A 21,597-nucleotide genomic window follows, 5' to 3' on the forward strand; every position below is an offset into this window, starting at 1 on the left:
TATGGCAGTCGACAGAAGTGACCCGCGGCCACTGCACCAGCAGGTCGCCCAGTCCCTGCGCCAGCAGATCCTGGGCCACGACCTGCCGCCGGGTGCTCCGCTGCCGAGCGAGGCCGAGCTGTGCGCCACGTTCGGCGTCGGGCGCAGCGTGGTGCGCCAGGCGGTGGCGGGACTGGCCGCCGACGGCCTGGTCATCCGCCGCCAGGGCCGGCCGACGCTGGTGGCGTCGCCGGCGGAGTACCGGCGGCTGGTGCAGCGGGCGACCGGTCTGTCCGACCAGTTCGCCGTCGCCGGGCAGGAGTTGCGCACCGTCGTACGCACGCTGGGCCCCGGCACCCCGCCACCGCGCGCCCAGGCGTTCCTGCACACGGCGGACGCGCTGCGCCTGGAGCGCCTCCGCCTCGTGGGCGGCGACCCGCTGGCGTACGTACGCACCTGGCTGCCGGCCGCAAAGCTCCCGGGGCTGCGCGCCGAGGACCTGACCGACGCCTCGCTGCACCGGCTGCTCTCCCGGAACTACGGGCTGCGGCCGGTCAGCGGACGGCGGCAGGTGCGTGCGGTCGCGGCCGACGACATGCTCGCTGAGGAGCTGCGGACCGATCCCGGCGGTCCGCTGCTGATGCTCGAAGGCGAGACGACCGACCAGCACGGGCACGCACTGGAGTGGTTCACCACCTGGCACCGCGCCGACCGCGTGGTCTTCGACATCGACGTCTCCGAGACCACCGAGACCGTACGGCTGAGTGCGCTCGACGCCGCGGGCACCGGGACCCCCGAGCCTGCCACCGGTACCCCCGGCACCGCGCCACCGGCACCTGCCGACCTGGACCGGGCCCGCGAACTCGCCGAGGAACTGCGGCGCCTGCTCGGCTGACGGGCTGCCCGGCCCGGGCGCCCTGGCCGGTACCGCCAGCGGGTGGCTTCGGTGATCCCGGCCCGGGACAGCCTGCCGGCGGCGGGCTCAGTCCGGGCAGAGGGTGTCGGTTGCGGGGCGCCGGCCCGTGGTGAGGAAGGCGGTGACGGCGAGGTCGCCGCAGGCGTTGCCGTTGTTCAGGTACGCGCCGTGGCCGCCGCTGTCGACCGTGACGAGGCGGGCGCGGTCGCCGAGGGCCGCGCGCATCTTCAGCGCGCCGGTGTAGGGGGTGTTCGGGTCGCGGAGGTTCTGCACCATGAGGATGTTGGACGGCCCGTCGCCGGTGATGCGGACGGGCTTGTCGGCGGGTTCGTCCTGCCAGAAGGAGCAGGGCGTGATGTTCACCGGCATGCCGGCGGTCAGCGGGTTGCGGGTGCGGTCGGCGGCTACCGCGCGCCGGTGCGCGGGGACGGAGGCCGGCCAGCGGACGTCATTGCACAGGACCGCGTGGGCCATGGACACGGCGGAGTCGGGCAGCGTCACGGTCAGCTCCGGCGGCAGTACGGGGGTGGCGTCCGGATCCCCGGCCTGCTGGATGAGCCGGGCCAGCGCGGGGAACGCGGAGTCGTCGGCCAGGGCGCTCTGCATGGCCTGCCGCAGCGTGCTGCCGTCCAGCGGGACGCCGTCGGTGGTCGTCTCCTTCGGGGCGCGGTCCAGCTCGGCCGCGAGGTCGAGGAAGAGCGTACGGACGTCAGCGGCCCGCTCCGCCAGCCGCAGTCCTTCGTCCGCGCGGGCAGGGTCGGCCGCCCAGGCGGCGAAGTCGGGAAAGCGGTCTTCGGTGCCCCGGGCCAGGTTCGCCAGCCAGCCGCGCCCGACCCGCTCCGGGTCGGGGTCGCCGCTGCCGTCCATCACCCAGCGGTCGGTGTGCTGCGGGTGACGCTGCGCGTAGCCCGCCGCCACGTAGCTTCCGTACGAGGTCGCATACGCCGAGATCCGCTCTTCTCCGAGCGCCTGGCGGAAGCGGTCGAGGTCGCGGACCTCGTTCGCGGTGGAGAAGCTGCGCAGCACCGCCCCGCCGTTGCGGGCGCACGCCTCGGCGGTGCGCCGGGCGCGGGCGGCGTTCTCGCCGATCCGGCCCTCCGCGTCCGGCCAGGGGCGCAGCGCCATGACGGTCCGGTCCTGCGCGGTGAGGCCGCAGCCGGCCGTCGTGCTGCCGCCCACGCCCCGCGGGTCGAGGCCGACGAGGTCGTACGCGCCGCCCAGCTCCGCGCGCAGCGCCTCCGCGCGCCGCGTCAGCCGCGCCACCCCGGAGTCGCCGGGGCCGCCGGGGATCACCAGCAGCGTCCCGCGGCGTGCCGCCGGGTCCTCGCTGCGGACCCGGGACACCGCGAGGGCGAGCTGCGGACCTTCGGGTCTGCGGTAGTCCAGCGGCACCGGCAGTTCAGCGCACTCCTGTCCGGCGGGGCCGTCGTCCTGAGCGCACGGGTGCCACGACAGCGCGGGCGCCCCGGCTCCGCGGCCCCCGGCGGCGGGGGCCGCGGAGCCGGAGGGCTGGGCGAGGACGTGGGGTGCCGTGACGGCGGAGGCGCAGAGACCGAGGACTATGGCGTGCCGCAGTCGGGACATGAGTCTTCTCTTTCTGCCGGGACCCTGGCCGCGGGTGTGCGGCCCATCGCATCGATGCTGCTCGCCGCGGGGGGACCGGGGACAGCAGCGACCGGTGGAATCCGCCGTCCACCGCTCGATGGACCCCCTCGGCGGCGGGCCGCCGCCGTGGCCAGCGCGAGAAGCGTCCTGAGCAGCTGCGGGACGAGGACGTAGACGACGAGAGGAACGACGATCGCGGTGATCACCAGGGTGCGCAGCGGGACCGCCAACGGCGCCAGCAGCGGGCCGCACACGAGCTGGGCCACGGTGATGCTCGGGTACACGGCCAGCCAGGTCACAAGCGTCCGCACGTGCACGGACGGCGGCGCCGGCGGGGCAGGCTGCGGCGACGGCCGGCGGGTGCGTGCCGTGGTCATGTTGCGCATGGTCGTGCCTCCGTGCGTCGGAGCTGTGCGGTGTGCGGTGTGCGGTGTGCGGTGACGAAGCTAGCCAACTAACTAGTTGGCTGTCAACCATCCGGTTGGTTGGAAGGCCGGCCGGGCGGCCCTAAGCTGTACGCATGACCGACAAGGCAGGCGGGGGCACCAAGGCGCGGTTGCTGGCCGCGGCCAGGCACGAGTTCGCCGAGCACGGCATCGCCGGCGCGCGTGTGGACCGGATCGCGGCGCTGGCGGGAGTGAACAAGGAACGCATCTACGGCTACTTCGGCAACAAACAGAAGCTGTTCGACGCGGTCGTCGCGCAGGCCCTCGACGAACTCGCCGAGGCCGTCCCCCTGCGCCCCGGCGACGACCCCGCGGAGTACGTCGGGCGGGTCTACGACTTCCACCACGCCAACTCCGACCTCGTCCGGCTCCTGATGTGGGAGGCGCTGCACTACCGGGACGACAGGCTCCCGGGCGAGGCCCAGCGCACCTCGCTCTATGACGAGAAGACCGCCGCCCTCGCCAAGACGCTCGGCGACGAGCGGTCGCCCGCGGTCGCCGCCTGCCTGCTCATCCTCATCGGCCTCGCCGCCTGGCCCGACGCCGTGCCGCAGATGACCCGCATGATCCTCGGCGACTCCGGCGCCGGCGCGGACGGCTCCAGGCAACTGCGCCGGCACCTCGTGGACTTCGCCCGCCGGTCCATCGACGGCCTCCAGGACGACACCGCGGCCGCACCCGCGCCGCGGCTCCAGGCCGACCAGGAATAGCCGGCGGAAAGAAGTGCGTCTCCCGCCGCCCGGTCTGCCGGTCCCTGGCGGGCCGTGAACGGTCTACGGGTGCGGCCGAAGGCCGTCTCCGCGCACGGCCTCGTACGGCGTGGCCGCCCGGGCCGCACCGAGCGCGGCCACCGCGGCCTCGATGTCCTGGGCACGCGTGCGGTGGCTGGTGATGCACAGCCGGATCGCGGACCGGTCGTCGAGTCGTACGACGCTGACCCAGGCCCGGCCACCGCGTACGACCCGGGCGACCACCGCGGCATGCCACTCCGCGCCGCGCTCCGGCCCCAGCGCCTCGGCCCCGGGGTCGGCGACGCACACCACCGGCAGCGGTGTGTCGTTCACGCGCCGCCAGCCGTCCCCGGCCAGCCGCCGGGCGAGCAGGCACCCCAGCTCGGTGTCGCGCTCCAACTGCCGCGCAAAGGCGTCCCGGCCGGCCCCCGCCAGCGCCAGGAACACCTTCAGCCCGGCGAAGCGACGCGACCACTGCACGCTCGTGACGTACGGGTCCGGCCCCGCGTCGCTGCCCGGGGGCATGTACGAGGTGCTCACCCGGAAGCTGTCGGCCAGGGCGCCGGGGTGCCGGGTGAGGAAGACGCCCGCGCCCATGGGGGCGGACAGCCACTTGTGCGCGTCGACGGTGACGCTGTCGGCCCGCTCCACGCCGGCGAGCAGCGGACGCAGCCGGTCCGACAGCGCCACCGCACCGGCCCAGGCCGCGTCGACGTGGAAGTGCAGGCCCCAGGCGCCCGCCAGCCGGACCAGCTCCGGCAACGGGTCCACGGCGCCGCGGCCCGTGGTGCCCGCGGTGCCGACCAGCAGGAACGGCACGCGCCCCGCCGCGACGTCCCCGTCGTGCAGGTCGCGCAGCCGCGCCACGTCCAGCCGGCCCGCCGCGTCGACCGGAACGAGCCGCACGGCGCGCCGGCCGAGCCCGGTCATGTGCGCGATCTTCAGCCAGGCCAGGTGGCTCTCGGCCGAGGTGTAGAGCACCGGCCGCCCCGGGAGCGCGGCGAGTCCGCTGTCCGGGTAGGCGGGGAAACGGCGGGTCAGGGCGACGACGACGGCGGTGAGGTTGGCCTCGGCGCCGCCGGTGGTGAAGCTGCCGTCCGCGCTGGGCGGCAGGCCCAGGCGGGCGGCGAGGAAGCGCAGCACGTGCCGTTCGATCTCGACGGCGGCCGGAGCGTGCCCGTAGGCGGCGAGCTGCGGGTTGACGCCGGCGGCGAGCAGCTCGCCGGCGACGCCCCACCATGTGGGCGTGGGTACGAACAGGCCCAGGTAGCGCGGGTGCGTGGGGTGCACGCCCCAGCGCCGCAGCGCCGCGGTCACCTCCTGAAGCAGCTCGCCCGCGGGGCGCGGCCCGGCGAAGTCATGGGCGGCCAGCCAGTCGCGGATCCGGTCGGTGCCCGGCTCGGCGGGCGCCACCGGGCCGTCGGCCACCGCCTCCGCGTGCTGCACGACCAGCCGGACGGCCTCGGCGAGCAGCCCGGCTCCCGCCTCGGCGCCCGCGTCCAGCGGACCCGGCCCGCCGAGGGCAGCGGGCGGGTCCGCGGCACTGTCTTCCATGAGTCCACTCTGGAGCCGGCACCGCGCACCCTCCAGCGCCAAAGTCGACGCACTCCACTGGGCCAAACGACGGGACCGATGTCACTCAGGACGGAGGGCCGGACATGCCGGCCGTCCGCGGGCCCGCCGAAGCGGCGGCGCTCTCCGCGGGCCACCGGCTACGCGGCGTTGAGGAGCCGCTCCCGCAGCAGGGCGGCGCCGGATTCGGCCAGCCAGTCCGCGAGCGTACGCAGTCCGGGGTGGATGACGCGCAGCGCCTCGATGTCGGCACGCCAGCGCGATCCGGCCGCCCAGGACTCCCGGACCTCGGCGATCTCGGGGCTGAGGGCGGTCGCCTCGGCGTGCGTGAGCTGTTCGTAGCGGATCGCGACCCCGGTGGCCTCGCTGATCGCGGCGACCGCCGCGGCCGGTGTGGGGGCGTCCCCGGCCAGCTCCAGGGTCCGTCCCGCGAACCGGTCCGGCTGCTGGAAGGCCAGTGCGGCGAACTCGGCGATGTCCTCCACCGCGATGATCTGGACGGGTTCGTCCGGCGGGAAGAGGTGCCGGTGCACGCCGCCGGCGATCCCGTCGAGCCCCATGGGCAGCGAGCCGAGGTAGTTCGACATGAACCGCACCGGGCGCAGCACGGTCACCGACCGGATCCGCTCACGCAGGTAGTCCTCGATGCGCTTCTTCCCCTCGGAGCCGCCGAGGCGGCCCGGGGTGGACGCGATACCCGTGAACACCACGTGCCCGACTCCCGCCGCCGCGGCGGCATCGACGAGTGCCCGGCCCCGGGCGAACTCCTGCGCCACACCGGAGCCGTCCGGGCCGAAGGCGACGGGCGGCACGGCGAACAGCGCCGCCGCTCCCTCCAGCGCCGCGGGCAGACTCGACGGATCGTCGAAGTCGCCGCGTACGAGTTCGGCCCCCGCGGTCTGCAGCGCCGCGGCCGGCGGAGCAGCCGTGTCCCGTACGAGCGCGCGCACCGGCCTGCCGGCCGCCAGGAGCCGGCGCGCGGTGGCGCCGCCCTGCCGGCCGGTCGCACCGGTCACGACGACCACGCGGTCAGTTGTCATATCGTCCTCCACCCCGGGATGGTCGGCAGTACGGTTCGGATCAGGCAGGGCCCGGGGACGATGTGGAATGCTCCACCCGGTTGAGCGGCACGGACAAGGGATTACGTGACATGACCGCAGCTCCCCGGGACGCCGGCCGGGCCGACGCCCGCCGCAACCGCGCGAAGGTGCTCGCCGCCGCGTCGCGGGCGTTCGACGAACACGGCCTGGACATCTCGCTCAGCGTGATCGCACGGCAGGCGGGGGTCGGCGCCGGCACGGTGTACCGGCACTTCCCCAGCAAGGAGATCCTGCTGGAGGCGGTACTCGTCCGGCAGGTCGACAGCCTGGTGGACGCCGCCAGGCGGTGGGCGACGCGCACCGACCCTGTCGCGGCGCTCTTCGGCTTCCTCCTGGTGACCGTCGACACGTCGTACGGGCGCACGCACGCCTGCGACGCCCTGGCCGCGCAGACGAGCTGGCCGCGGCCGGGCCTGACCGCGTCGGTGCGGCGGTTCCGCCAGGCGCTCGACGGGCTGCTCCGCGCCGCCCAGCAGGCCGGCGGGGTCCGCCGCGACGTCGGCACGGACGACGTCGTCGCGCTCACCGCCGGGTGCGCGGCGATGCAGGCCGCCCACCGTGACCGGAGGGGCGGCACCCGCATCGTGCGGCTGACGCTGGAGAGCCTGCGGACCCCGCACACCGTGACGCAAGGGCGGGCCTTTCGTGACAGCACCCGCACCACCCCTGACACGGCGCCGCGGTGCGAGGACTGCGGGGCCCTGATCGAGGCCCGCCCCACCGGCCGCCCGGCCCGCTACTGCGGCGCGACCTGCCGCCAGCGGGCACACCGCCGCCGTCGCCGCACGGCCACGCCTTCCTAGCGCCCCCTGGCCGACGGCCCTATGACGGAGGACCGGCCACGCAGGACGCCGCCCGGGGCCCTGGTCGCCGTTGCCCAGGACGGTGACGCATGGGGCAGCGTCTGGCACGCGCCCACCCCGCTCGACGTCACGCTCAAGGACCCGGCCGAGGCCGCATGAGGAGGGAGGGCTGGACGCATTATGCAGACCGGTCTAGCGTGTAGGCCATGGCGGTCAAGGGAATGCAGACGCGGGCACGGCTGGTCGACGCCGCACGCACGCTGATAGAGGCGCGCGGCTACCACGGCACGGGCCTGAACGACGTGATCGCGGCGGGCAGCGCCCCGCGCGGCTCGCTGTACCACCACTTCCCCGGCGGCAAGGACCAGTTGACCGCCGAGGCGCTGGTCGTCTCCGGGAGGGAGGTCGGCGGCCTCGTCCGCGACCTCGCCGACGCCGCTCCCGACGCGCGGTCGCTGGTGGAGTCGGTGCTGGACGCGCTGGCCGGCCGGATGGAGGAAGCGGCGTACGCGAAGGGCTGCCCGGTCGCGACGGTCGCCCTGGAGGTGAGCGCCGGCAACGACGCGCTGCAGCGCGTCTGCGCGGAGGTCTACGACGGGTGGCAGCGCACGCTCGCCGACCGGCTGATCGCCGACGGGCGCTCCGGGGCCGACGCCGAGGCGCTGGCCGGCGCGCTGCTGGCGCTGATCGAGGGGGCGCTGGTGCTCTCCCGTGCGCGCCGCAGCCGGGTGCCGATGGAGCAGGCCCGGCGCGCGGCGGGGGTGCTGCTGGGCGGTTGAGGGCGCGGACTCCCGCCCGGGAGCCGCCGCCTGGAGCGTACGTCCCTCGCGCGAAGCGCCTTCCCTTCGTACGTACCGGATCCCTTGCCGCGTCGCATCGCGAAAATATGCAGATCGGTCTACTTATACAGGAGCAGTGATGACCCCAGAGCCCGACACCCTCGTCGCCGGCGCGACCGGCCTCATCGGCCGATGGCTCACCGCGGAACTCCTCACCCGGGGGCGCTCCGTCGCCGCCACCGTCCGCGGCACCCCGGCCCGCGGCGAGGAACTGCGCACCTGGCTCCGCGACCACGACGTCGACGACCGCGCCCTGACGGTCGTCTCCGCCGACGTCACCCGCCCCGGCCTCGGCCTCGCCCAAGTCGCGGCCGACCGGCTCACCGCCGTACGCGACGTCTTCAACACCGCCGCACTCTTCCGCTTCGGCCTCGCCCGCGACGAGGCCCGGCGCGTCAACGTCGACGGCGCCCTGAACGTGCTGAGCTGGGCGACCACCCGCCCCCGCCTGCGCCGGCTGGTCCACGTATCCGGATACCGCGTCAGCGGAGCCGAGCCGCTGCCCCACCCCGCGCCCGAGGACCGACTGGCCCGCCTCTACCGCCGCTACGGCGCGTACGAGGCGTCCAAGCACGAGGCCGACGCCGCCCTGCGCGCCGCCGCCGAGCGGTCCGCCGTCCCGCTGACCCTGGTCAACCCGGCCACCGTCATCGGGCACTCGCACACCGGCGAAGCGGGCCAGTACGTCGGCCTGGCCGAGATGGTCGAGCGGCTGTGGGCCGGGAAGCTCCCGGCGCTGGCCGGCACCCGGCGCACCTTCGTCCCCGTCGTCACCGTCGACCACCTCGCCCGCTTCCTCGCCGCCGTGCCCGGACACGACCGCGAACCGCTCCACGCCCACTGGGTCCTGGACGACGCCACCCCCGAACTGCCGGACCTCATCGCGCTGCTCGCCCGCCACCTCGGCGTACGGTCCCCGCGCGCGACCCTGCCCGTGGGCCTCGTACGCCGCCTGCCCCGCGCCCTGACCCGGACCGAGCCCGAGACGCTGACCTTCCTGTCCGAGGACCGCTACGACACGGCCTCCGCCGACGCGCTCGCCGGCGCCGCCGGATTCGGCCACCCGCCCGTCGCCGACGCGCTGCGCCGCTGGGCCGACCGGCTCGTCGCCGAACGGTTCGGAAGCGCCGACCCGCCGTTGCCCGGCGGGATGACGTCCGTCGCCGGCACCCGGACGTACGTCGCGGGCGACCGCCGCGACGCCGGACACGTCCTGCTCCACGGCCTGCCGCTCGACGCGGAGACATGGCAGGGGCTGCTGCCGGAGCTGGACGGCCCCGTGCTGGTCGCGGACCTGCCGGGACTCGGCCGCTCCGCTCCCTTGCCCGGGAACTCCACGGCCACCGCCGACTGGCTCGCCGACCTGATGGCACCCCTGCACGGCCGGCCGGTCCTCGTCGCCCACTCGGCTGCCGCCGCACCGGCGCTGCGCCACGCGCACGCCCACCCCGACCGGATCGCCGCGCTGGTCCTCGTCTCGCCGTACTTCCTCCAGCCCCGCCCCCGACCGCACCTGCGCATCCCCGCACTCACCGGCCCGCTGCTGCGCACCATGCCGGCCCGCCGGCTCGCCACGGCGCTCCTCGGCGGTGCACCGCCCGGCACCGACGGCGCGGACGCCCCCGGCTCCGCCTCGCGCGCGCTGGACGACGCCGTCGCCCAACTCCGGCGCCCCGGGGTCGCCCGCCGCACCGCCCGCCGCCTCGCCCAGGCCCAGCGCCCCGCCGAGCGCACCGCGCTGCGGGCACTGACGGCCGGCTGCCCGGTGCCGGTCCGCATCGTCACGGGTGCCCTCGACCCGCTCGGTGCCGATGCCCCCGGCCTCCCCCGCACCGTCGTCCCCGACGCCGGCCACCACCCGCAGCTCAGCCACCCCGCGCACGTCGCCGCGGCGATACGGGCCGAAGCCCCGGCCGCCGCACGCACGGAACGGGCCCCGGCGACGGCCGCCGGACCCGAACGGGACGGGACCGCCTGAGCGCCCCCGTCCGCCGGCCGCCGCGCAAGCGGCACCCCCGTACCCGAACTCCCGAGCTGGCCGACGCCTTCCTCACCGTCCTCATGGACGGCCTCCGCCCGCGGCCGTCGCCTCGGGGCGACCAGGTCGGCGCAGTACGCGGCGGAGGAGCGTGACGGCCGGGTGGATCTCGGTGTCCCCGATGTTGCCGTAGCCGATGACCAGGGCGGGGTCCGCCGACTGCCGCGTGCGGTAGTCGGCGAGGTCGGCAACCCGCAGCCCGGCGGCTGCCGCGGCCAGGACCGTGCCGCGGGTGTCGGTGCCCTCCGGCAGGTGCAGCACGAGGTGCAGACCCGCCTCGGTGCCGGCGGTCCGGCCCTCCGGCACCTGGGCGGCGAGCGCGTGGACCAGCAGGTCCCGGCGGGTACGGAACCGCCGCCGGGCCGCGCGCAGATGAGCGTCGTACCACCCGCGGTCGATGAAGGCGGCCAGCGCAAGCTGGTCCAGCACCGGCGGCGCGGCGGCGACGGGGTTGGCCGCCCGCAGCGCCGGGATCACCGCGCCGGGCGTGACCAGCCAGCCCAGGCCGAGTGCCGGCGAGAGCGTCTTGCTCACCGAGCCCAGGAGGAAGACCCGGCCCGGGGCCATCCCCTGCATGACCGCGACCGGGTGGCGGTCGTAGCGGAACTCGGCGTCGTAGTCGTCCTCGATGACGAACCCGTCCACCTCGCGGGCCCAGTTCACCACCTCCGCCCGGCGGGACGCGGACAGGACCACGCCGGTGGGGAACTGGTGCGCCGCCCCGACGACGACCGCACGCGCCGGAGTACGTACGAGGTCGTCGACGCGCAGGCCGTCGCCGTCCACGGGGACGGGGTGCACCCGCAGCCCCGCGCTCGTCGCGGCCACCCGCAGCCGCCCCCAGCCCGGCTCCTCCACGGCCACGTCCGCCACGCCCCGGGCGCGCAGCGCCCGGCACGTACGCACCAGGCCGTCGGTGGCACCGGCGCAGACGGACACGGACTCCGTGCCGGTGTCCGCGCCGCGCGCCCGCCGCAGGTACTGCGCCACGGTGGCGCGCAGCGCCGTGTGCCCGGCGGGGTCGGGCAGGCCGAGGTCGTAGCGGACGGCAGAGCTGGTGACCGCCCGGACGGCCTCGGCCCATCTGCGGCGCGGGAAGGCACGCAGGTCGGTCAGGCCGGGCGCCAGGTCGTAGCGGACCGGAGGCGGCTCCGGCACGCGGCGCGCGGGGCGCGCGGAGGGCCGCGGCGGCGCGGTGTCCGGCGTCCACGAGACGCGCGTCGCGGAACCGACCCGCGCGGAGAGGTAACCCTCCGCGGTGAGCTGTCCGTACGCCTCGGTGACCACCCAGCGGGAGCAGCCGAGTTCCTCGGCGAGCACCCGGCTCGGCGGAACCGCGGCGCCCTCGGTCAGCCGGCCCTCTCTGATCGCCGCACGGAGTGCGTGCGCGAGGCGATCGTGCAGGCCACGGCGTCCGCCTTCGGCGGCACCGACGTCCAGCAGCGTCGCCCAGGCAGAATTGGTCTGGAAATCTGCCATGGCATTGGAGCATATAGCCAAGCCGTATCGGGCTAGCGTGAGTGTCATGACTGAGAACCTGGCCCTGGGGACGATGCTGTTCGGCACGGTGCAGGACGAGCGCCGTTCGTTCGAGATCCTGGACCGCTTCGTGGACGCCGGCGGCGTGTGGATCGACACCGCCGACTGCTATGCCTTCTGGGAGGATCCGACCGGCTTCGGCGGGCAGAGCGAGGCGCTGCTGGGGCGGTGGCTGGCACGCCGCCCGGGTGTACGCGACCGGGTGAAGATCAGCACCAAGGTGGGATGCGAGCCCCGCGAGGCCGTTCCGGGGGCCGCCGCCCAAGGGCTCTCCGCCGCGGTGGTCAAGAGCGGGATCGAGGGCAGCCTACGGCGCCTCGGCACGGACCACGTGGAGCTGTACTGGGCACACAAGCCCGACCCGGACACGCCGCTGGAAGAGACTGTCTCCGCCTTCGCCGAGCTGGTGGCCGCGGGTACGGTCGGACGGCTCGGCTGCTCCAACTACCCCGCCTGGCAGGTCGAACGCGCCCGCCGGCTCGCCCGCGACCAGGGCGGTGCCGGCTTCACCGCGGTGCAGCAGCACCACACGTACCTGCAGCCCCGCCCCGCCACCAGCCCCACCGTGGTGCACCGTTTCGGCGCGGTCACCGACGAGGTGCTCCACTATCTGGAGCACCACCCGGACATGGCGCTGTGGGCGTACACGCCGCTGCTGACCGGCCGCTACACCCGCGCGGACAGGCCGCTGCCGGCGGAGTACGAGCACCCCGGGACCGACCGCCGCCTCACGGTCCTCGGCGAGCTGGCCGCCGAGACCGGCGCCACCCGCAACCAGGTGGTGCTGGCGTGGCTGACCGGAGGGAATCCGGCCGCCACGCCCGTCGTCGGCGTCAGCTCCACCGCCCAGCTCGACGAGGCAATCGCTGGGACGGAGCTGAAACTGCCCCCGGAGCACCACGACCGCCTGAACTCCGCCGCGTGAGCGGTTGCCCGCCGGGCCGGGGCCGATGCCGGGGCAAGTGACGGCGGTTGCTGCTGTGAGTGCGCAGGCGGCTCGCTGCTGCCTTCCGAGCCATGACCGAGAACGTGTATGCGGGCAATGCCGGCAGGGATGCGGTGCTGGACCGGGGGTGGCTGCTCGGGCATTTCAAGGACGCCCCCGATCCTCGTCACAGCGAGGACGTGGAGATCAAATGGGGCGTCCACCCTCAGGGCGACGAGCGGGCTCAGTGGGTGACTGGCGAAGAACGCACGGCACTGTTGGTCCTCATCAGCGGGCGCTTCCGGGTGGAACTGCCCGGGCGCAGCGTTCTCCTGGCCGAGCAGGGGGACTACGTCGTGTGGGGCCAGGGCGTTGATCACTCCTGGTTCGCGGAGGAAGAGTCCGTGGTTCTGACGGTCCGCTGGCCCTCGGTCCCCGGCTGCAAGGTGACCGATGAGGACGATTCCGCTGCTGGTCAGAGCCACTCGGTCAGGACCGCGGCCGGGAACCGGAGTTCATGAGGCAGCCGCCGGCGCCACGAACGGACATGACCACGGCGAAGGTGGCCGGGCCGGTCGGCTGGAGCCAGGCCGGCCCGCCCCCGGGACGGTGTCGTTCACCATGAGGGTGAGCGCCGCGCCGCCGAGCAGGGCGACGCCGGCGAGCGCGGACAGCGAGGGAGGCGGCATGTCGCCGCTGCGTACGGGCCATCCAGGCTCGGCTCCGCCCACGCCTGGCTGGAGCGCGGCTGCACACCCCGGGGCTCTCTGGGCGCCCGGCTGGATTGCGCGGGAGGCGTGACGGTCACCGCCGGCCCCGCCTGCCTGCGCGGCACGGCCCTGTGGTGAGTGCGGACGGCCGCCTCGGTCGCGGGGTGCTCAGAACGCGCGTACCGCGGGCGGCAGGCCGGGGAAGTCTGCCGACTCGCTCACCTGCGCCCACTTCTCGACGTCGGCCAGCGCGGCGCCGTAGACGCGGGTGAGATTGCGCACCGCCTCGGCGCCGAGCGGGAGTCGCAGCGGTGCGCCGGGGATGTCGAGCACGTCGCGGATCACCTGCGCGGCGCGTGCCGGGTCGCCCTCCTGGATGCCGTCCGCCTCGGCCATGTTCGCGCGCACGGCGCCGATGACGTCGTCGTAGACGGAGTTCTGCCGGGCCGTGTTGAGCACGTCGGCGGCGTTGAACGCGGTACGGAAACGGCTGGGCTCGACGATGAGGACGCGGATGCCGAAGGGCGCGACCTCGCCCGCCAGCGCCTCCGACCACCCCTCCAGCGCGAACTTCCCCGCCGAGTAGCTGCCGACGGCGGGAAACGACATCCGCCCGCCCTGGCTGCTCATCTGCACGATCGCGCCCGCGCGCCGCTCCCGGAGGTGCGGCAGGACGGCACGCACGTAGGCGGCCGGGCCGAACAGGTGCTGCTCCAGCATGGCCCGTAGCGCCTCGTCCGTGATCTCCTCGGCGGCGCCGACCTGGCCGGCGCCGGCGTTGTTGACGAGCACGTCCACGCGCCCGAACGCCGCCAGCGCCCGCCGTACGACCGCGTCCGCTTCCGCCGTATCGCGGACGTCGTGCTCGACGGGCAGGAACCGGTCCGGGTACCGCGCCCGCAGCTCGGCGAACCGGTCAGCCCGGCGCGCGGTCCCGGTCACGTTCTCGCCGGCCGCGAGCGCCGCCTCGGCGAGGGCCAGGCCGATGCCCGAGCTGGCGCCCGTGATGATCCATGTCTTGCTGTCGTTCGTGGTGGTCATGGCTGTGACCGTAGGAGTTGGAGCGCCCTCGAACGCAAGCGAAGCCCCCGGCCGGCCAACGTCAGATCGGCGTGGGCGGCGGCTCGCCGCCGGGGAGCGGCAGGGACACGATGCGGCGGGCCTCGGTGTTCTCCATGCCGAACATCCGCAGCACGTTGAGCACGGTCTGGTCGGCGATGTCATCGACCGGGAGCTGCGGGTCGAGCGTGCACAGATGCATCGTGGCGACCAGGCACCCCGCCGTGCACGCGAGCGCGACCCCGACGTCCTCGGTCGCGAAGCGGCCGGCGGCGACCGCCGCCTCGATGTCCCGGCGGGCGTGCGCCGCGTGCCCGTAGGAGGCGGCGAGCAGTGCGCCCCCGCTGTTCATCATCACGCGCGCGATCCGGGGGCGGGTACGGACCAGGCGGCCGGTCAGCCGCATCGACGTGGCGAAGACCACGGCCGGGTCGTCGACGTCCGCGAGCAGGCTCTCCAGCCAGGCGGCGTGGGTCTCCAGGGCCTCGGCGATCGCCGCGTCGAGGAGTTCGGCCTTGGAGGAGAAGTGGTTGTAGAACGACCCGAAGCCGATGTCGGCCGCCTCGGTGATCTGCTGGATGCTGACGTCGAGGTCACCGCGCTGGGCGTAGATCTCCTGGGCGGCCTCGATCAGCGCCCTGCGCGTACGCAGCTTGCGCCGTTCTCCACGCGAAGGGGCACGTTCGGACATGGCCGGGATCGTATCCGGACCGGGCGCCGGCTCAGCCACCGGTCCCCCGGGCGCGGCGGGGCGGCGGCTGCGGCCCGCCGCGGGTCCTCCCCGCGCTCACCTCGGGAACCCGGCCGGCCCGGCGGCCCGGATCACCCGGTCCGGGTCGACGCGCACCCATCCGACGTGCGCGCGCCGCAGCCACCCCGCGAGGAGGCGTTCGCCCTCGGCGCCCGCCGGGTCGATGGTAAGCCACGCCGTCGGCAGCGCGTCGGGGACGGCCGCGAGGTCGACGCCGGGGAGCGCGACGACGGCGGTACGGTCGCCCAGCAGCCGGTCGACCAGCACGGGGGTGCCGTCCGGGCCGGGCAGGCGGACGAGCGGCAGGAGCGCGCCCCGTACGCCGCGGGGGGTGCCCCGCGGCACGCGGGCGCCGAGGGTGAGCGCCGGGGTGCGGCTGTCGAGCAGGGCGCGCCGGACCAGGCGGGAGCGGGCGAGCGGGGGCACGAGGCGGCGGCGGGCGACCGAGGCGGCCCGGCCCCCGCCGGTCATCACCAGGCCCACGGTCCGGGCCCGTTTGATCATCGTCGTGGCGTGCGGCCGGCGCTCGGCCTCGTACGAGTCCAGCAGCTCCGGCCCGGCATGCCCGCGCAGCACCGCGGCCAGCTTCCACGCGAGGTTCTGCGCGTCCCGCAGGCCCGCGCCCATGCCCTGGCCGATGAACGGTGGCGTGACGTGGGCGGCGTCACCGGCGAGGAAGACCCGCCCCGCGCGCCAGCGTTGCGCGACCCGGGCGCGGAAGGTGTACTCCGTGCACTTGACCAGGGCCAGTTCCCCGTCCGGGATCCGGGTAACCCAGGGCCCGATCAGCCGGCGCAGCGCGGGGACGCAGCCGTAGTCGGCGGCGGTCTCGCCGTCGAGCAGCCGGAACTCCCAGCGGTAGCGGTCGGGGCCGATGCGCATGAACGTGCCGGCCCGCCGGGGGTCGCACACCTGGTGCACGCCGTCCCAGGCATCGAGGCCGGCCCGGCAGTGGACGTCGGCGACGAGCCAGCGCTGCTCGAACCCGAGATCGTCGCTCCCGACGCCGAGCAGGCGGCGGACTGTGCTGTTGGCGCCGTCGCAGGCGATGACGTACGGCGCCCGCAGGCCGGCCTGGGCGCCGCCCGGCCGGCGTACGCGGGCGGTGACCGACGCGTCGTCGGCGAGGTCGAGGCCGAGCAGCTCGTGGCCGCCGAGGATCTCGACGCCGGGCAGCCGGGCGAGGTTGTCGCGCAGCAGGCGTTCGAGGTCGGGCTGGTCGAACATGTTGGCCTGCGGAAGCCCGGCGGCGGTCGTCAGTTCGCGGGTGAAGGTGGCCAGCTCGCGATGGCGCCCGTCGACCAGCCGGAGTCCCGCCGCGGGGCGGGTGTGGGCGGCGAACTCCTCGCCGACGCCCAGTTGGTGGAGGATCCGGTAGACCTCGTCGTCGAGGTGGACGGCCCGCGGAAGCGGGTAGACGTCGTGGTGGCGCTCGACGACCGCGACCCGCAGGTCGTGCTGGCCCAGCAGGGTCGCGGCCGACAGGCCGGTGGGACCGCCGCCGACCACGATCACGTCCCAGGGGCCGGCGGGCGCACCAGGGCGGGCCGGCGTCACCGGTCCGCCTCTCCGGTCGCGGGTCCGGTCGCGGTCCGGCTCCCGGGTCCGGCCTCGTCTCCGGTGCGTACGTCGACGTCGTAGCCCTCCAGGGCAGCGGCGGCGGCGCCCACGTCACCCCCGCCGGTCAGGCGCACGACCAGCCGGCCGGCCTCGTGGCCGGCACCGACCTCGACGCCGTCGACGCCGTGCTCGGCCAGTTCGTCGCGGAAGTGCCGTACGGCCGCCGCCTCGCGCAGCTCGGGCTTGAAAGGCTTGCCGATCTCGGTGACCGGTATCGCGTCGAGCACCGTGACCGTCTTGGGGCGCGCCGCCGGTTCGCTGATGTGCCGGGCGGCCCAGTCCATCAGCTCCGCGGGGGTGGTTCCGGGGGTGTCGAGCGCGACGAAGGCCACCGGAACCTCGCCGGCGGAGCGGTCGGGCCGGCCGACGGCGCCTGCGGCGGTCACGGCGGGGTGGCCGAGCAGGGCGTCCTCGATGACCGCGGGGTCGATGTTGTGGCCGCCGCGGATGATGAGGTCCTTCTGCCGGCCGCGCAGGTGGATCCGCTCGTCCCGTACGAAGCCCAGGTCCCCCGTGCGCAACCGGCCGTCGACGACGACGCCGTCGGCGGACACCCACCGGCGACCGCCGTCGCGCCGTACGTACCCCGCGAACACCGTCGGACCGCTGACGACCAGCTCACCCACCTCGCCCGCGGGGAGCGTACGCACCCGGCCGCGGGCCTCGTCGACCTCGGCCGCCGCCACCTCCTGGTACGGCAGCCGCTGCCCCACGGACCCGGGGTGTACGTCGCCGGGCAGGGTCGCCGACGACGCGCAGGTGCCCTCGGTGAGGCCGTAGCCCTCCAGCAGTTCGAGGCCCGTCGCCTCGGTGAACGCCCGCCGTACGCCGTCCGGCAGCGGCGCGGCGCCGACGACCGGGAGCTGCAGCGAGCTGATGTCGGCGTCGACCGCAATGGCGGAGAGGACGGCGTAGACGGTCGGCACGGCCGACATGGCGCGCGGCCGGTAGTGCTCGACGAGCCGCCAGAACGCGGCGTACAGCTGGGGGTCGCGGTAGCCGAGCGGGCTCGGCCAGATCGCGGTGGCGCCGCTCACCAGCGGCGCCAGGGCGGTGACCAGGAGCGCGTTGACGTGGAAGAGCGGCAGGCCGGCGACGATGCGCTCGCCGGTGCCGGCGCCGCCGGCGAGCGCGATGCTCCACGCCATCACCGCCTGGTTGCGGTGGGTGTGGGCGGCCACCTTGGGGGTGCCGGTGGTGCCGCCGGTGTGGAAGAACGCGGCGAGGTCGCCGGGCGCCGGCGGGGCGGCCGGGAGCCCGGCGGGCGCGGGTGGGCCGCCGTCGAGCAGATCCCGGAGCCGTACGGTGTGCAGCCCGGGGCGTGTCTCCAGCTCGGCCGCCGGATCCGTCCCGCCGCCGTCGGGCGAGAGCGCGACGAGCACCTCGATCCCGAGGCCGGGGGCGGAGTCGAGGAGCCGCTTCCACAGCACCTCGTCGAGTTCGGGTCCCGCGGTGACCAGCACGCGGGAGCCGGTCAGGCGCACGAGGTGCGCGACGTGGCGTACGTCGAGCGCGGCGTTGACGGGGGCCGCGATCCCGACGGCCTCGGCCGCCAGGGTGGTGGCCAGCAGGTCGCTGCAGTTGGGCGACATCAGCGTGACCGCGTCGTCGCGCCCGACTCCCCACCCGTGGAGGGCGTGGGCAATGGCGTGCACGCGGTCGCGCAACGCGCCGAACGTGACCGCCACATGGTCCTCGATCGCGGTCGCGTCGGGGATCCACAGCGAGCACGGCTCGTCGGGCCAGCGCTGCGCGGCGCGTACGAGCAGCTCGTACGTCGTGAGGGCGAGGTCGCGGTCGGCGAGCGGGACCTGTTCGACGGCGTGCAGGTCCGCCGGCGACGTCAGGGGCGGGAGGCCGGCGGGGTTCACAGCGCGGCCCTCCGCTCCTGCTTGCGCACGACGTTGGTCTGCTGGCCGAGATCGATGCCGCGTACGGGATCGGTGATGGTGGCGGCGACCACGTCGCCGTCCTGGAGGTAGCGCGGATTGCCCGCCTGCCGTTTGAAAAACGCCTTCCACTTCACCGCGGGCGGCAGCAGGGCGCCGATCTTCTCTGCCATCGGCCCGGGTGAGCGGAGGGCGGTGCCGCCCGGCGTGCCGGTGAGCAGCAGGTCGCCGGGTTCGAGCGCCTGGAACCGGGCGAGCAGCGTGAGCGCGCGTACGGGCTTGACGATCATGTCCGCCACGGTGCTGTCCTGGCGCACCTCGCCGTTGACGCTCAGGGTCAGCCGCAGCCGCTCCAGGGCGGCCAGTTCGCCGCCGTCGAGCAGGGTGAGGAACGGGCCGACCGGGGTGAAGGTCGGGTAGGACTTCGACTCGTAGAACTGCGTGCGGGTGAGCTGGACGTCGCGGGCGCTGACGTCGTCGGCGACGACGACGCCCGCGACGACGTCGGCCAGGCCGTCCTCGGCCACCGGCGTGCCGACGTCGAGCCGGCGCCCGATCACCAGGCCGAGTTCGACCTCGTAGTCGAGGAAGCCGACGTGGTCGGGGCAGCGGATGTCGGCGTCGGGCCCGCAGACCGAGCCCGACGCCTTGCGGAAGAAGGCCGGGGGCACGGTGTCGGGGTCCATGCCGGAGTCGCGGGCGTGGCTGCGGTAGTTGACCATCTGGGCGACCACCCGGGCCGGCACGGTGACCGGGGAGAGCAGGTCCACGTCCGCGGCGCGGGGCCCCTCGGGGTCGGGGACGGCCGCGGCCTTCTCGACCGCCTGCCGGTCGGCGAGGAGCGCCCGGGTGGTGGTCGCGTCGGTGTCGATACGTGTCAGCCGGCCGTCGTTCTCGACCCACCAGCCGTCTTCGGTGCGAGCCACGTTCGTACTCATGCCGCCATCGCTTTCGCCAGTGCCGTAAGGACGCTCTTGTCGATCTCGTTGGTCTCGTCGCCGAGAGCCTTGAGCAGGGCCGCGACCAGGCCGGGACCCGGCTTGCCGCCGAGGAAGTCGCGGGAGACGGGCGGGCCCCACTGGGCGAGGCCGCCGGCGCTCATCGGCGCCCAGCCGGGCTCCAGGGAGGCGTCGAAGAGGTCGCCGTCCGCGTAGTGCTCGACCATCATCCGTTCGGGGTCGCGCCAGTAGTCGAAGATCTGGCTGCCCTGGATGTGCCGGCCGATGCCCCACACGCGCCGGTAGCCCTGGTCGGCGAGGTACTGCCCGCCCGCCGCCACCGCGTCGAGGTCGGTGACCTGGTACGCGGAGTGCACGTAGCCGGTGCGCGGGCCGAGGTGCATGGCCAGCGTGTGGTGGTCGGCGGGCACCGATCCGAGGTCGCAGCGCAGGAAGGCCATCGTGGGGCCGCGGTCGCGGAGGTCGTCGAGGTAGAGGAAGTCGCTGACGATCAGGCCGAGCGCCTCCAGGTACCACGACAGGGCGCGCTGGAATCTCGTCGTCTCCAGCACGACGTGCCCGAGTCGCTGCACTTCCGCCGCGGCCCGCGGGGGCCGCTGGGTGGCGTTGAACCGGACCGGCTTGGTGCCGGCGTTCATGTCGAGCGGGTCGCGCTCGGCCAGGGCCGGCAACCGGTCGATGCCGGCGGCGACCCGTACCGGGATGCCGCTCGGGTCGGTCAGTTGGACGGCCTGTCCGCCCGCCAGCGGGAGGACGTTCGCGCCCGCCCAGCGGGCCAGCCGGCGTACGTCAGCGACCGACTCCGCGAGGAAGGCGGGCCCGGTGAAGCGGGCGTTCCGGCCGCGGCGTACGACCAGGCACGGCAGGGCCGACCAGGTGCCGCGCAGGCTCAGCCGGCCGGGCGTGCGCTCGTGGACGGCGAAGCCGAAGTCGCGGGCGAACCGCTCGGCGCGGTCGAGATCGGGCTTGACGAACTCCAGCCACCCCAGCTCGACGACTTTGATCACCGGATTGCGGGCGCGGCCCCGGTGTTCTCCGCGCAGCGCGCCGAGTTCGCTGTGGAGGCCGCGGTGGACGTCGGCCGGGGCGGCTCCGGCCGGCCGCTCGATCTCGATCACCGGTCGGCACCCCTCTCGCCGGAGGTCTCGCCGGAGTTCTCGTCCGAGTTCTCGCCGGGCTTCTCGCCGGGTGGCGCGTCGCTGCCCTCGCCGAGCGCGATCGTCATGAGGTCGCGGCCGACCGACACCCGTCCCTGGAAGCCGCCTTGCCGGACCTCGGCTTCGAACTCGGCTTCCTGGTCGGGTGACGCGGGCTCCGGGATGAGGTGCGTCAGCACCAGGTGCGGCACGCCCGCGCGCTTGGCCAGCTCGCCCAGCGCCACCGTGTCGGAGTGGTAGCTGAAGATGGTCTCGAAAGGGGTGCCCCGGATGAACTCCGCGAGCGCCGAGGCCCGGCACGCCTCGTGGACCAGGACGTCGGCGCCGGCGGAGAGCAGCGCGACCTCGTCGCAGACCCGCGTGTCGCCGGAGACGACGACCACGCCGTCGGGGGTCGTGATCCGGTAGCCGACGGCCTGCTCGACGGGCTCGTGCCGGACGCGGACGGCCTCGACGCCGACCCGGCCGCACGGGCTGCGCCAGACCTCGGCCGGCGTGTCCGGGAGGGCGAACCAGTGCCCGGCCGCCTCGGGCGGGGTGTGCTGCACGTGCCGCACCCGCACCTCCACGTCGTACACGTTTGCCGCCAGCGCCCGCCGGACGAACCCGGGCGCGTGCCCGTCGGCCGCCACCACGGGCAGCGGGCCCGTGCCGTGCATGTGGTCCTGGATCCAGCGCGTGTGCACCAGGTCGGCGACGTCGCTGACGTGGTCGCTGTGCAGGTGCGTGAGCAGCAGCGCCGAGAGCTGGTGCGGGCTGACCCCGGCCTGGGTCAGCCGCATCAGCGTGGACCGCCCGGCGTCGATCTGGAGACGGACGTCGTCGTGGCTCACGAGCACGCCGGGACCGGCCCGCTCCGCGCTCGGAAAGGGGACGCCGGTGCCGGTCAGCGTCACGGTGGTCGTCATCTGCGGGCTCCTCCCGGTTACCTCTGTGTAAATGATTGATTTATCAGTTGT

General features: G+C 75.0%; 20 protein-coding genes. 8 read left to right on the plus strand and 12 right to left on the minus strand.

Annotated features, from left to right (window positions below; genetic code table 11):
* The first annotated feature begins 1 nt into the window (after position 1).
* Entirely contained in the window at positions 2-874 is an 873-nt protein-coding gene (locus tag B124_RS30530; protein ID WP_496506228.1) for a GntR family transcriptional regulator, read from the plus strand.
* Positions 875-961: 87 nt separating this feature from the next.
* Here the strand turns inward: B124_RS30530 and B124_RS30535 are convergent, their stop codons facing one another.
* Complete coding sequence (locus tag B124_RS30535) at positions 962-2,479, minus strand: alpha/beta hydrolase (protein WP_496506229.1); 1,518 nt, start codon at positions 2,477-2,479, stop codon at positions 962-964.
* Positions 2,455-2,877, minus strand: coding sequence for a hypothetical protein (locus tag B124_RS30540; protein WP_496506230.1), 423 nt, complete (start codon positions 2,875-2,877; stop codon positions 2,455-2,457). Before B124_RS30540 ends, B124_RS30535 begins: the two co-directional genes overlap by 25 nt.
* A gap of 143 nt (positions 2,878-3,020) precedes the next feature.
* On the opposite strand from B124_RS30540, the gene B124_RS30545 reads away from it, so the two are divergent.
* Entirely contained in the window at positions 3,021-3,656 is a 636-nt protein-coding gene (locus B124_RS30545) for a TetR/AcrR family transcriptional regulator (protein ID WP_496506231.1), read from the plus strand.
* A gap of 63 nt (positions 3,657-3,719) precedes the next feature.
* Here the strand turns inward: B124_RS30545 and B124_RS30550 are convergent, their stop codons facing one another.
* Both B124_RS30550 and B124_RS30555 read right to left on the minus strand, forming a co-directional pair.
* The gene (locus tag B124_RS30550) at positions 3,720-5,231 is read right to left on the minus strand and encodes a pyridoxal phosphate-dependent decarboxylase family protein (RefSeq protein ID WP_496506232.1); all 1,512 of its coding nucleotides are present in this window, start codon (positions 5,229-5,231) and stop codon (positions 3,720-3,722) included.
* A 158-nt stretch (positions 5,232-5,389) separates the two neighbouring features.
* A complete protein-coding gene (locus B124_RS30555; protein WP_496506233.1) occupies positions 5,390-6,289 on the minus strand; it encodes an NmrA family NAD(P)-binding protein in 900 nt (299 codons plus the stop codon).
* A gap of 110 nt (positions 6,290-6,399) precedes the next feature.
* On the opposite strand from B124_RS30555, the gene B124_RS30560 reads away from it, so the two are divergent.
* The 4 genes from B124_RS30560 (at position 6,400) to B124_RS30575 (ending at position 9,969) form a co-directional block, all read left to right on the plus strand.
* Complete coding sequence (locus B124_RS30560; RefSeq protein ID WP_496506234.1) at positions 6,400-7,152, plus strand: TetR/AcrR family transcriptional regulator; 753 nt, start codon at positions 6,400-6,402, stop codon at positions 7,150-7,152.
* Positions 7,153-7,173: 21 nt separating this feature from the next.
* A complete protein-coding gene (locus B124_RS30565) occupies positions 7,174-7,311 on the plus strand; it encodes a hypothetical protein (protein ID WP_496506235.1) in 138 nt (45 codons plus the stop codon).
* 47 nt (positions 7,312-7,358) lie between these two features.
* A complete protein-coding gene (locus B124_RS30570) occupies positions 7,359-7,931 on the plus strand; it encodes a TetR/AcrR family transcriptional regulator (protein WP_496506236.1) in 573 nt (190 codons plus the stop codon).
* Positions 7,932-8,070: 139 nt separating this feature from the next.
* Positions 8,071-9,969, plus strand: a complete 1,899-nt coding sequence (locus B124_RS30575; protein ID WP_496506237.1) for an alpha/beta fold hydrolase — start codon at positions 8,071-8,073, stop codon at positions 9,967-9,969.
* Positions 9,970-10,050: 81 nt separating this feature from the next.
* Here the strand turns inward: B124_RS30575 and pdxR are convergent, their stop codons facing one another.
* Positions 10,051-11,508, minus strand: a complete 1,458-nt coding sequence (gene pdxR, locus B124_RS30580; RefSeq protein ID WP_496506238.1) for a MocR-like pyridoxine biosynthesis transcription factor PdxR — start codon at positions 11,506-11,508, stop codon at positions 10,051-10,053.
* A gap of 46 nt (positions 11,509-11,554) precedes the next feature.
* On the opposite strand from pdxR, the gene B124_RS30585 reads away from it, so the two are divergent.
* Positions 11,555-12,493 carry an aldo/keto reductase gene (locus B124_RS30585; protein ID WP_496506239.1) on the plus strand — a complete coding sequence of 313 codons (939 nt, stop codon included), beginning with the start codon at positions 11,555-11,557 and terminating at the stop codon, positions 12,491-12,493.
* 92 nt (positions 12,494-12,585) lie between these two features.
* On the plus strand, positions 12,586-13,014 hold the full coding sequence (locus tag B124_RS30590; RefSeq protein ID WP_496506240.1) for a cupin domain-containing protein: 429 nt from the start codon (positions 12,586-12,588) through the stop codon (positions 13,012-13,014).
* Positions 13,015-13,371: 357 nt separating this feature from the next.
* Here B124_RS30590 and B124_RS30595 read toward each other — a convergent pair whose 3' ends face one another.
* From B124_RS30595 to B124_RS30625, 7 genes are all read right to left on the minus strand, one after another.
* The gene (locus B124_RS30595; RefSeq protein WP_496506241.1) at positions 13,372-14,244 is read right to left on the minus strand and encodes an SDR family NAD(P)-dependent oxidoreductase; all 873 of its coding nucleotides are present in this window, start codon (positions 14,242-14,244) and stop codon (positions 13,372-13,374) included.
* 61 nt (positions 14,245-14,305) lie between these two features.
* Positions 14,306-14,953, minus strand: coding sequence for a TetR/AcrR family transcriptional regulator (locus B124_RS30600; protein ID WP_496506242.1), 648 nt, complete (start codon positions 14,951-14,953; stop codon positions 14,306-14,308).
* 96 nt (positions 14,954-15,049) lie between these two features.
* The gene (mhpA, locus tag B124_RS30605; RefSeq protein WP_496506243.1) at positions 15,050-16,570 is read right to left on the minus strand and encodes a bifunctional 3-(3-hydroxy-phenyl)propionate/3-hydroxycinnamic acid hydroxylase MhpA; all 1,521 of its coding nucleotides are present in this window, start codon (positions 16,568-16,570) and stop codon (positions 15,050-15,052) included.
* Positions 16,567-18,504 carry an AMP-binding protein gene (locus B124_RS30610; RefSeq protein WP_496506244.1) on the minus strand — a complete coding sequence of 646 codons (1,938 nt, stop codon included), beginning with the start codon at positions 18,502-18,504 and terminating at the stop codon, positions 16,567-16,569. Before B124_RS30610 ends, mhpA begins: the two co-directional genes overlap by 4 nt.
* Entirely contained in the window at positions 18,501-19,460 is a 960-nt protein-coding gene (locus B124_RS30615; protein WP_496506245.1) for a fumarylacetoacetate hydrolase family protein, read from the minus strand. The genes B124_RS30610 and B124_RS30615 overlap by 4 nt, the downstream gene beginning before the upstream one ends.
* Positions 19,457-20,599, minus strand: coding sequence for a VOC family protein (locus B124_RS30620; protein WP_496506246.1), 1,143 nt, complete (start codon positions 20,597-20,599; stop codon positions 19,457-19,459). Before B124_RS30620 ends, B124_RS30615 begins: the two co-directional genes overlap by 4 nt.
* Complete coding sequence (locus B124_RS30625) at positions 20,596-21,546, minus strand: MBL fold metallo-hydrolase (protein ID WP_496506247.1); 951 nt, start codon at positions 21,544-21,546, stop codon at positions 20,596-20,598. Before B124_RS30625 ends, B124_RS30620 begins: the two co-directional genes overlap by 4 nt.
* Positions 21,547-21,597 lie beyond the last annotated feature (51 nt).

The organism is Streptomyces sp. CNP082, assembly GCF_059570535.1.

Excerpts from the sequence above, each read along its gene's own strand:
- B124_RS30530 (WP_496506228.1), top strand. The coding sequence starts at position 2 with ATGGCAGTCGACAGAAGTGACCCGCGGCCACTGCACCAGCAGGTCGCC.
- B124_RS30540 (WP_496506230.1), bottom strand. The coding sequence starts at position 2,877 with ATGACCACGGCACGCACCCGCCGGCCGTCGCCGCAGCCTGCCCCGCCG.
- B124_RS30555 (WP_496506233.1), bottom strand. The coding sequence starts at position 6,289 with ATGACAACTGACCGCGTGGTCGTCGTGACCGGTGCGACCGGCCGGCAG.
- B124_RS30590 (WP_496506240.1), top strand. The coding sequence starts at position 12,586 with ATGACCGAGAACGTGTATGCGGGCAATGCCGGCAGGGATGCGGTGCTG.
- B124_RS30625 (WP_496506247.1), bottom strand. The coding sequence starts at position 21,546 with ATGACGACCACCGTGACGCTGACCGGCACCGGCGTCCCCTTTCCGAGC.
- B124_RS30600 (WP_496506242.1), bottom strand. The coding sequence starts at position 14,953 with ATGTCCGAACGTGCCCCTTCGCGTGGAGAACGGCGCAAGCTGCGTACG.
- B124_RS30595 (WP_496506241.1), bottom strand. The coding sequence starts at position 14,244 with ATGACCACCACGAACGACAGCAAGACATGGATCATCACGGGCGCCAGC.
- B124_RS30545 (WP_496506231.1), top strand. The coding sequence starts at position 3,021 with ATGACCGACAAGGCAGGCGGGGGCACCAAGGCGCGGTTGCTGGCCGCG.
- B124_RS30535 (WP_496506229.1), bottom strand. The coding sequence starts at position 2,479 with ATGTCCCGACTGCGGCACGCCATAGTCCTCGGTCTCTGCGCCTCCGCC.
- B124_RS30585 (WP_496506239.1), top strand. The coding sequence starts at position 11,555 with ATGACTGAGAACCTGGCCCTGGGGACGATGCTGTTCGGCACGGTGCAG.
- B124_RS30550 (WP_496506232.1), bottom strand. The coding sequence starts at position 5,231 with ATGGAAGACAGTGCCGCGGACCCGCCCGCTGCCCTCGGCGGGCCGGGT.
- pdxR (WP_496506238.1), bottom strand. The coding sequence starts at position 11,508 with ATGGCAGATTTCCAGACCAATTCTGCCTGGGCGACGCTGCTGGACGTC.
- B124_RS30575 (WP_496506237.1), top strand. The coding sequence starts at position 8,071 with ATGACCCCAGAGCCCGACACCCTCGTCGCCGGCGCGACCGGCCTCATC.
- B124_RS30615 (WP_496506245.1), bottom strand. The coding sequence starts at position 19,460 with ATGAGTACGAACGTGGCTCGCACCGAAGACGGCTGGTGGGTCGAGAAC.
- B124_RS30560 (WP_496506234.1), top strand. The coding sequence starts at position 6,400 with ATGACCGCAGCTCCCCGGGACGCCGGCCGGGCCGACGCCCGCCGCAAC.
- B124_RS30570 (WP_496506236.1), top strand. The coding sequence starts at position 7,359 with ATGGCGGTCAAGGGAATGCAGACGCGGGCACGGCTGGTCGACGCCGCA.
- B124_RS30565 (WP_496506235.1), top strand. The coding sequence starts at position 7,174 with ATGACGGAGGACCGGCCACGCAGGACGCCGCCCGGGGCCCTGGTCGCC.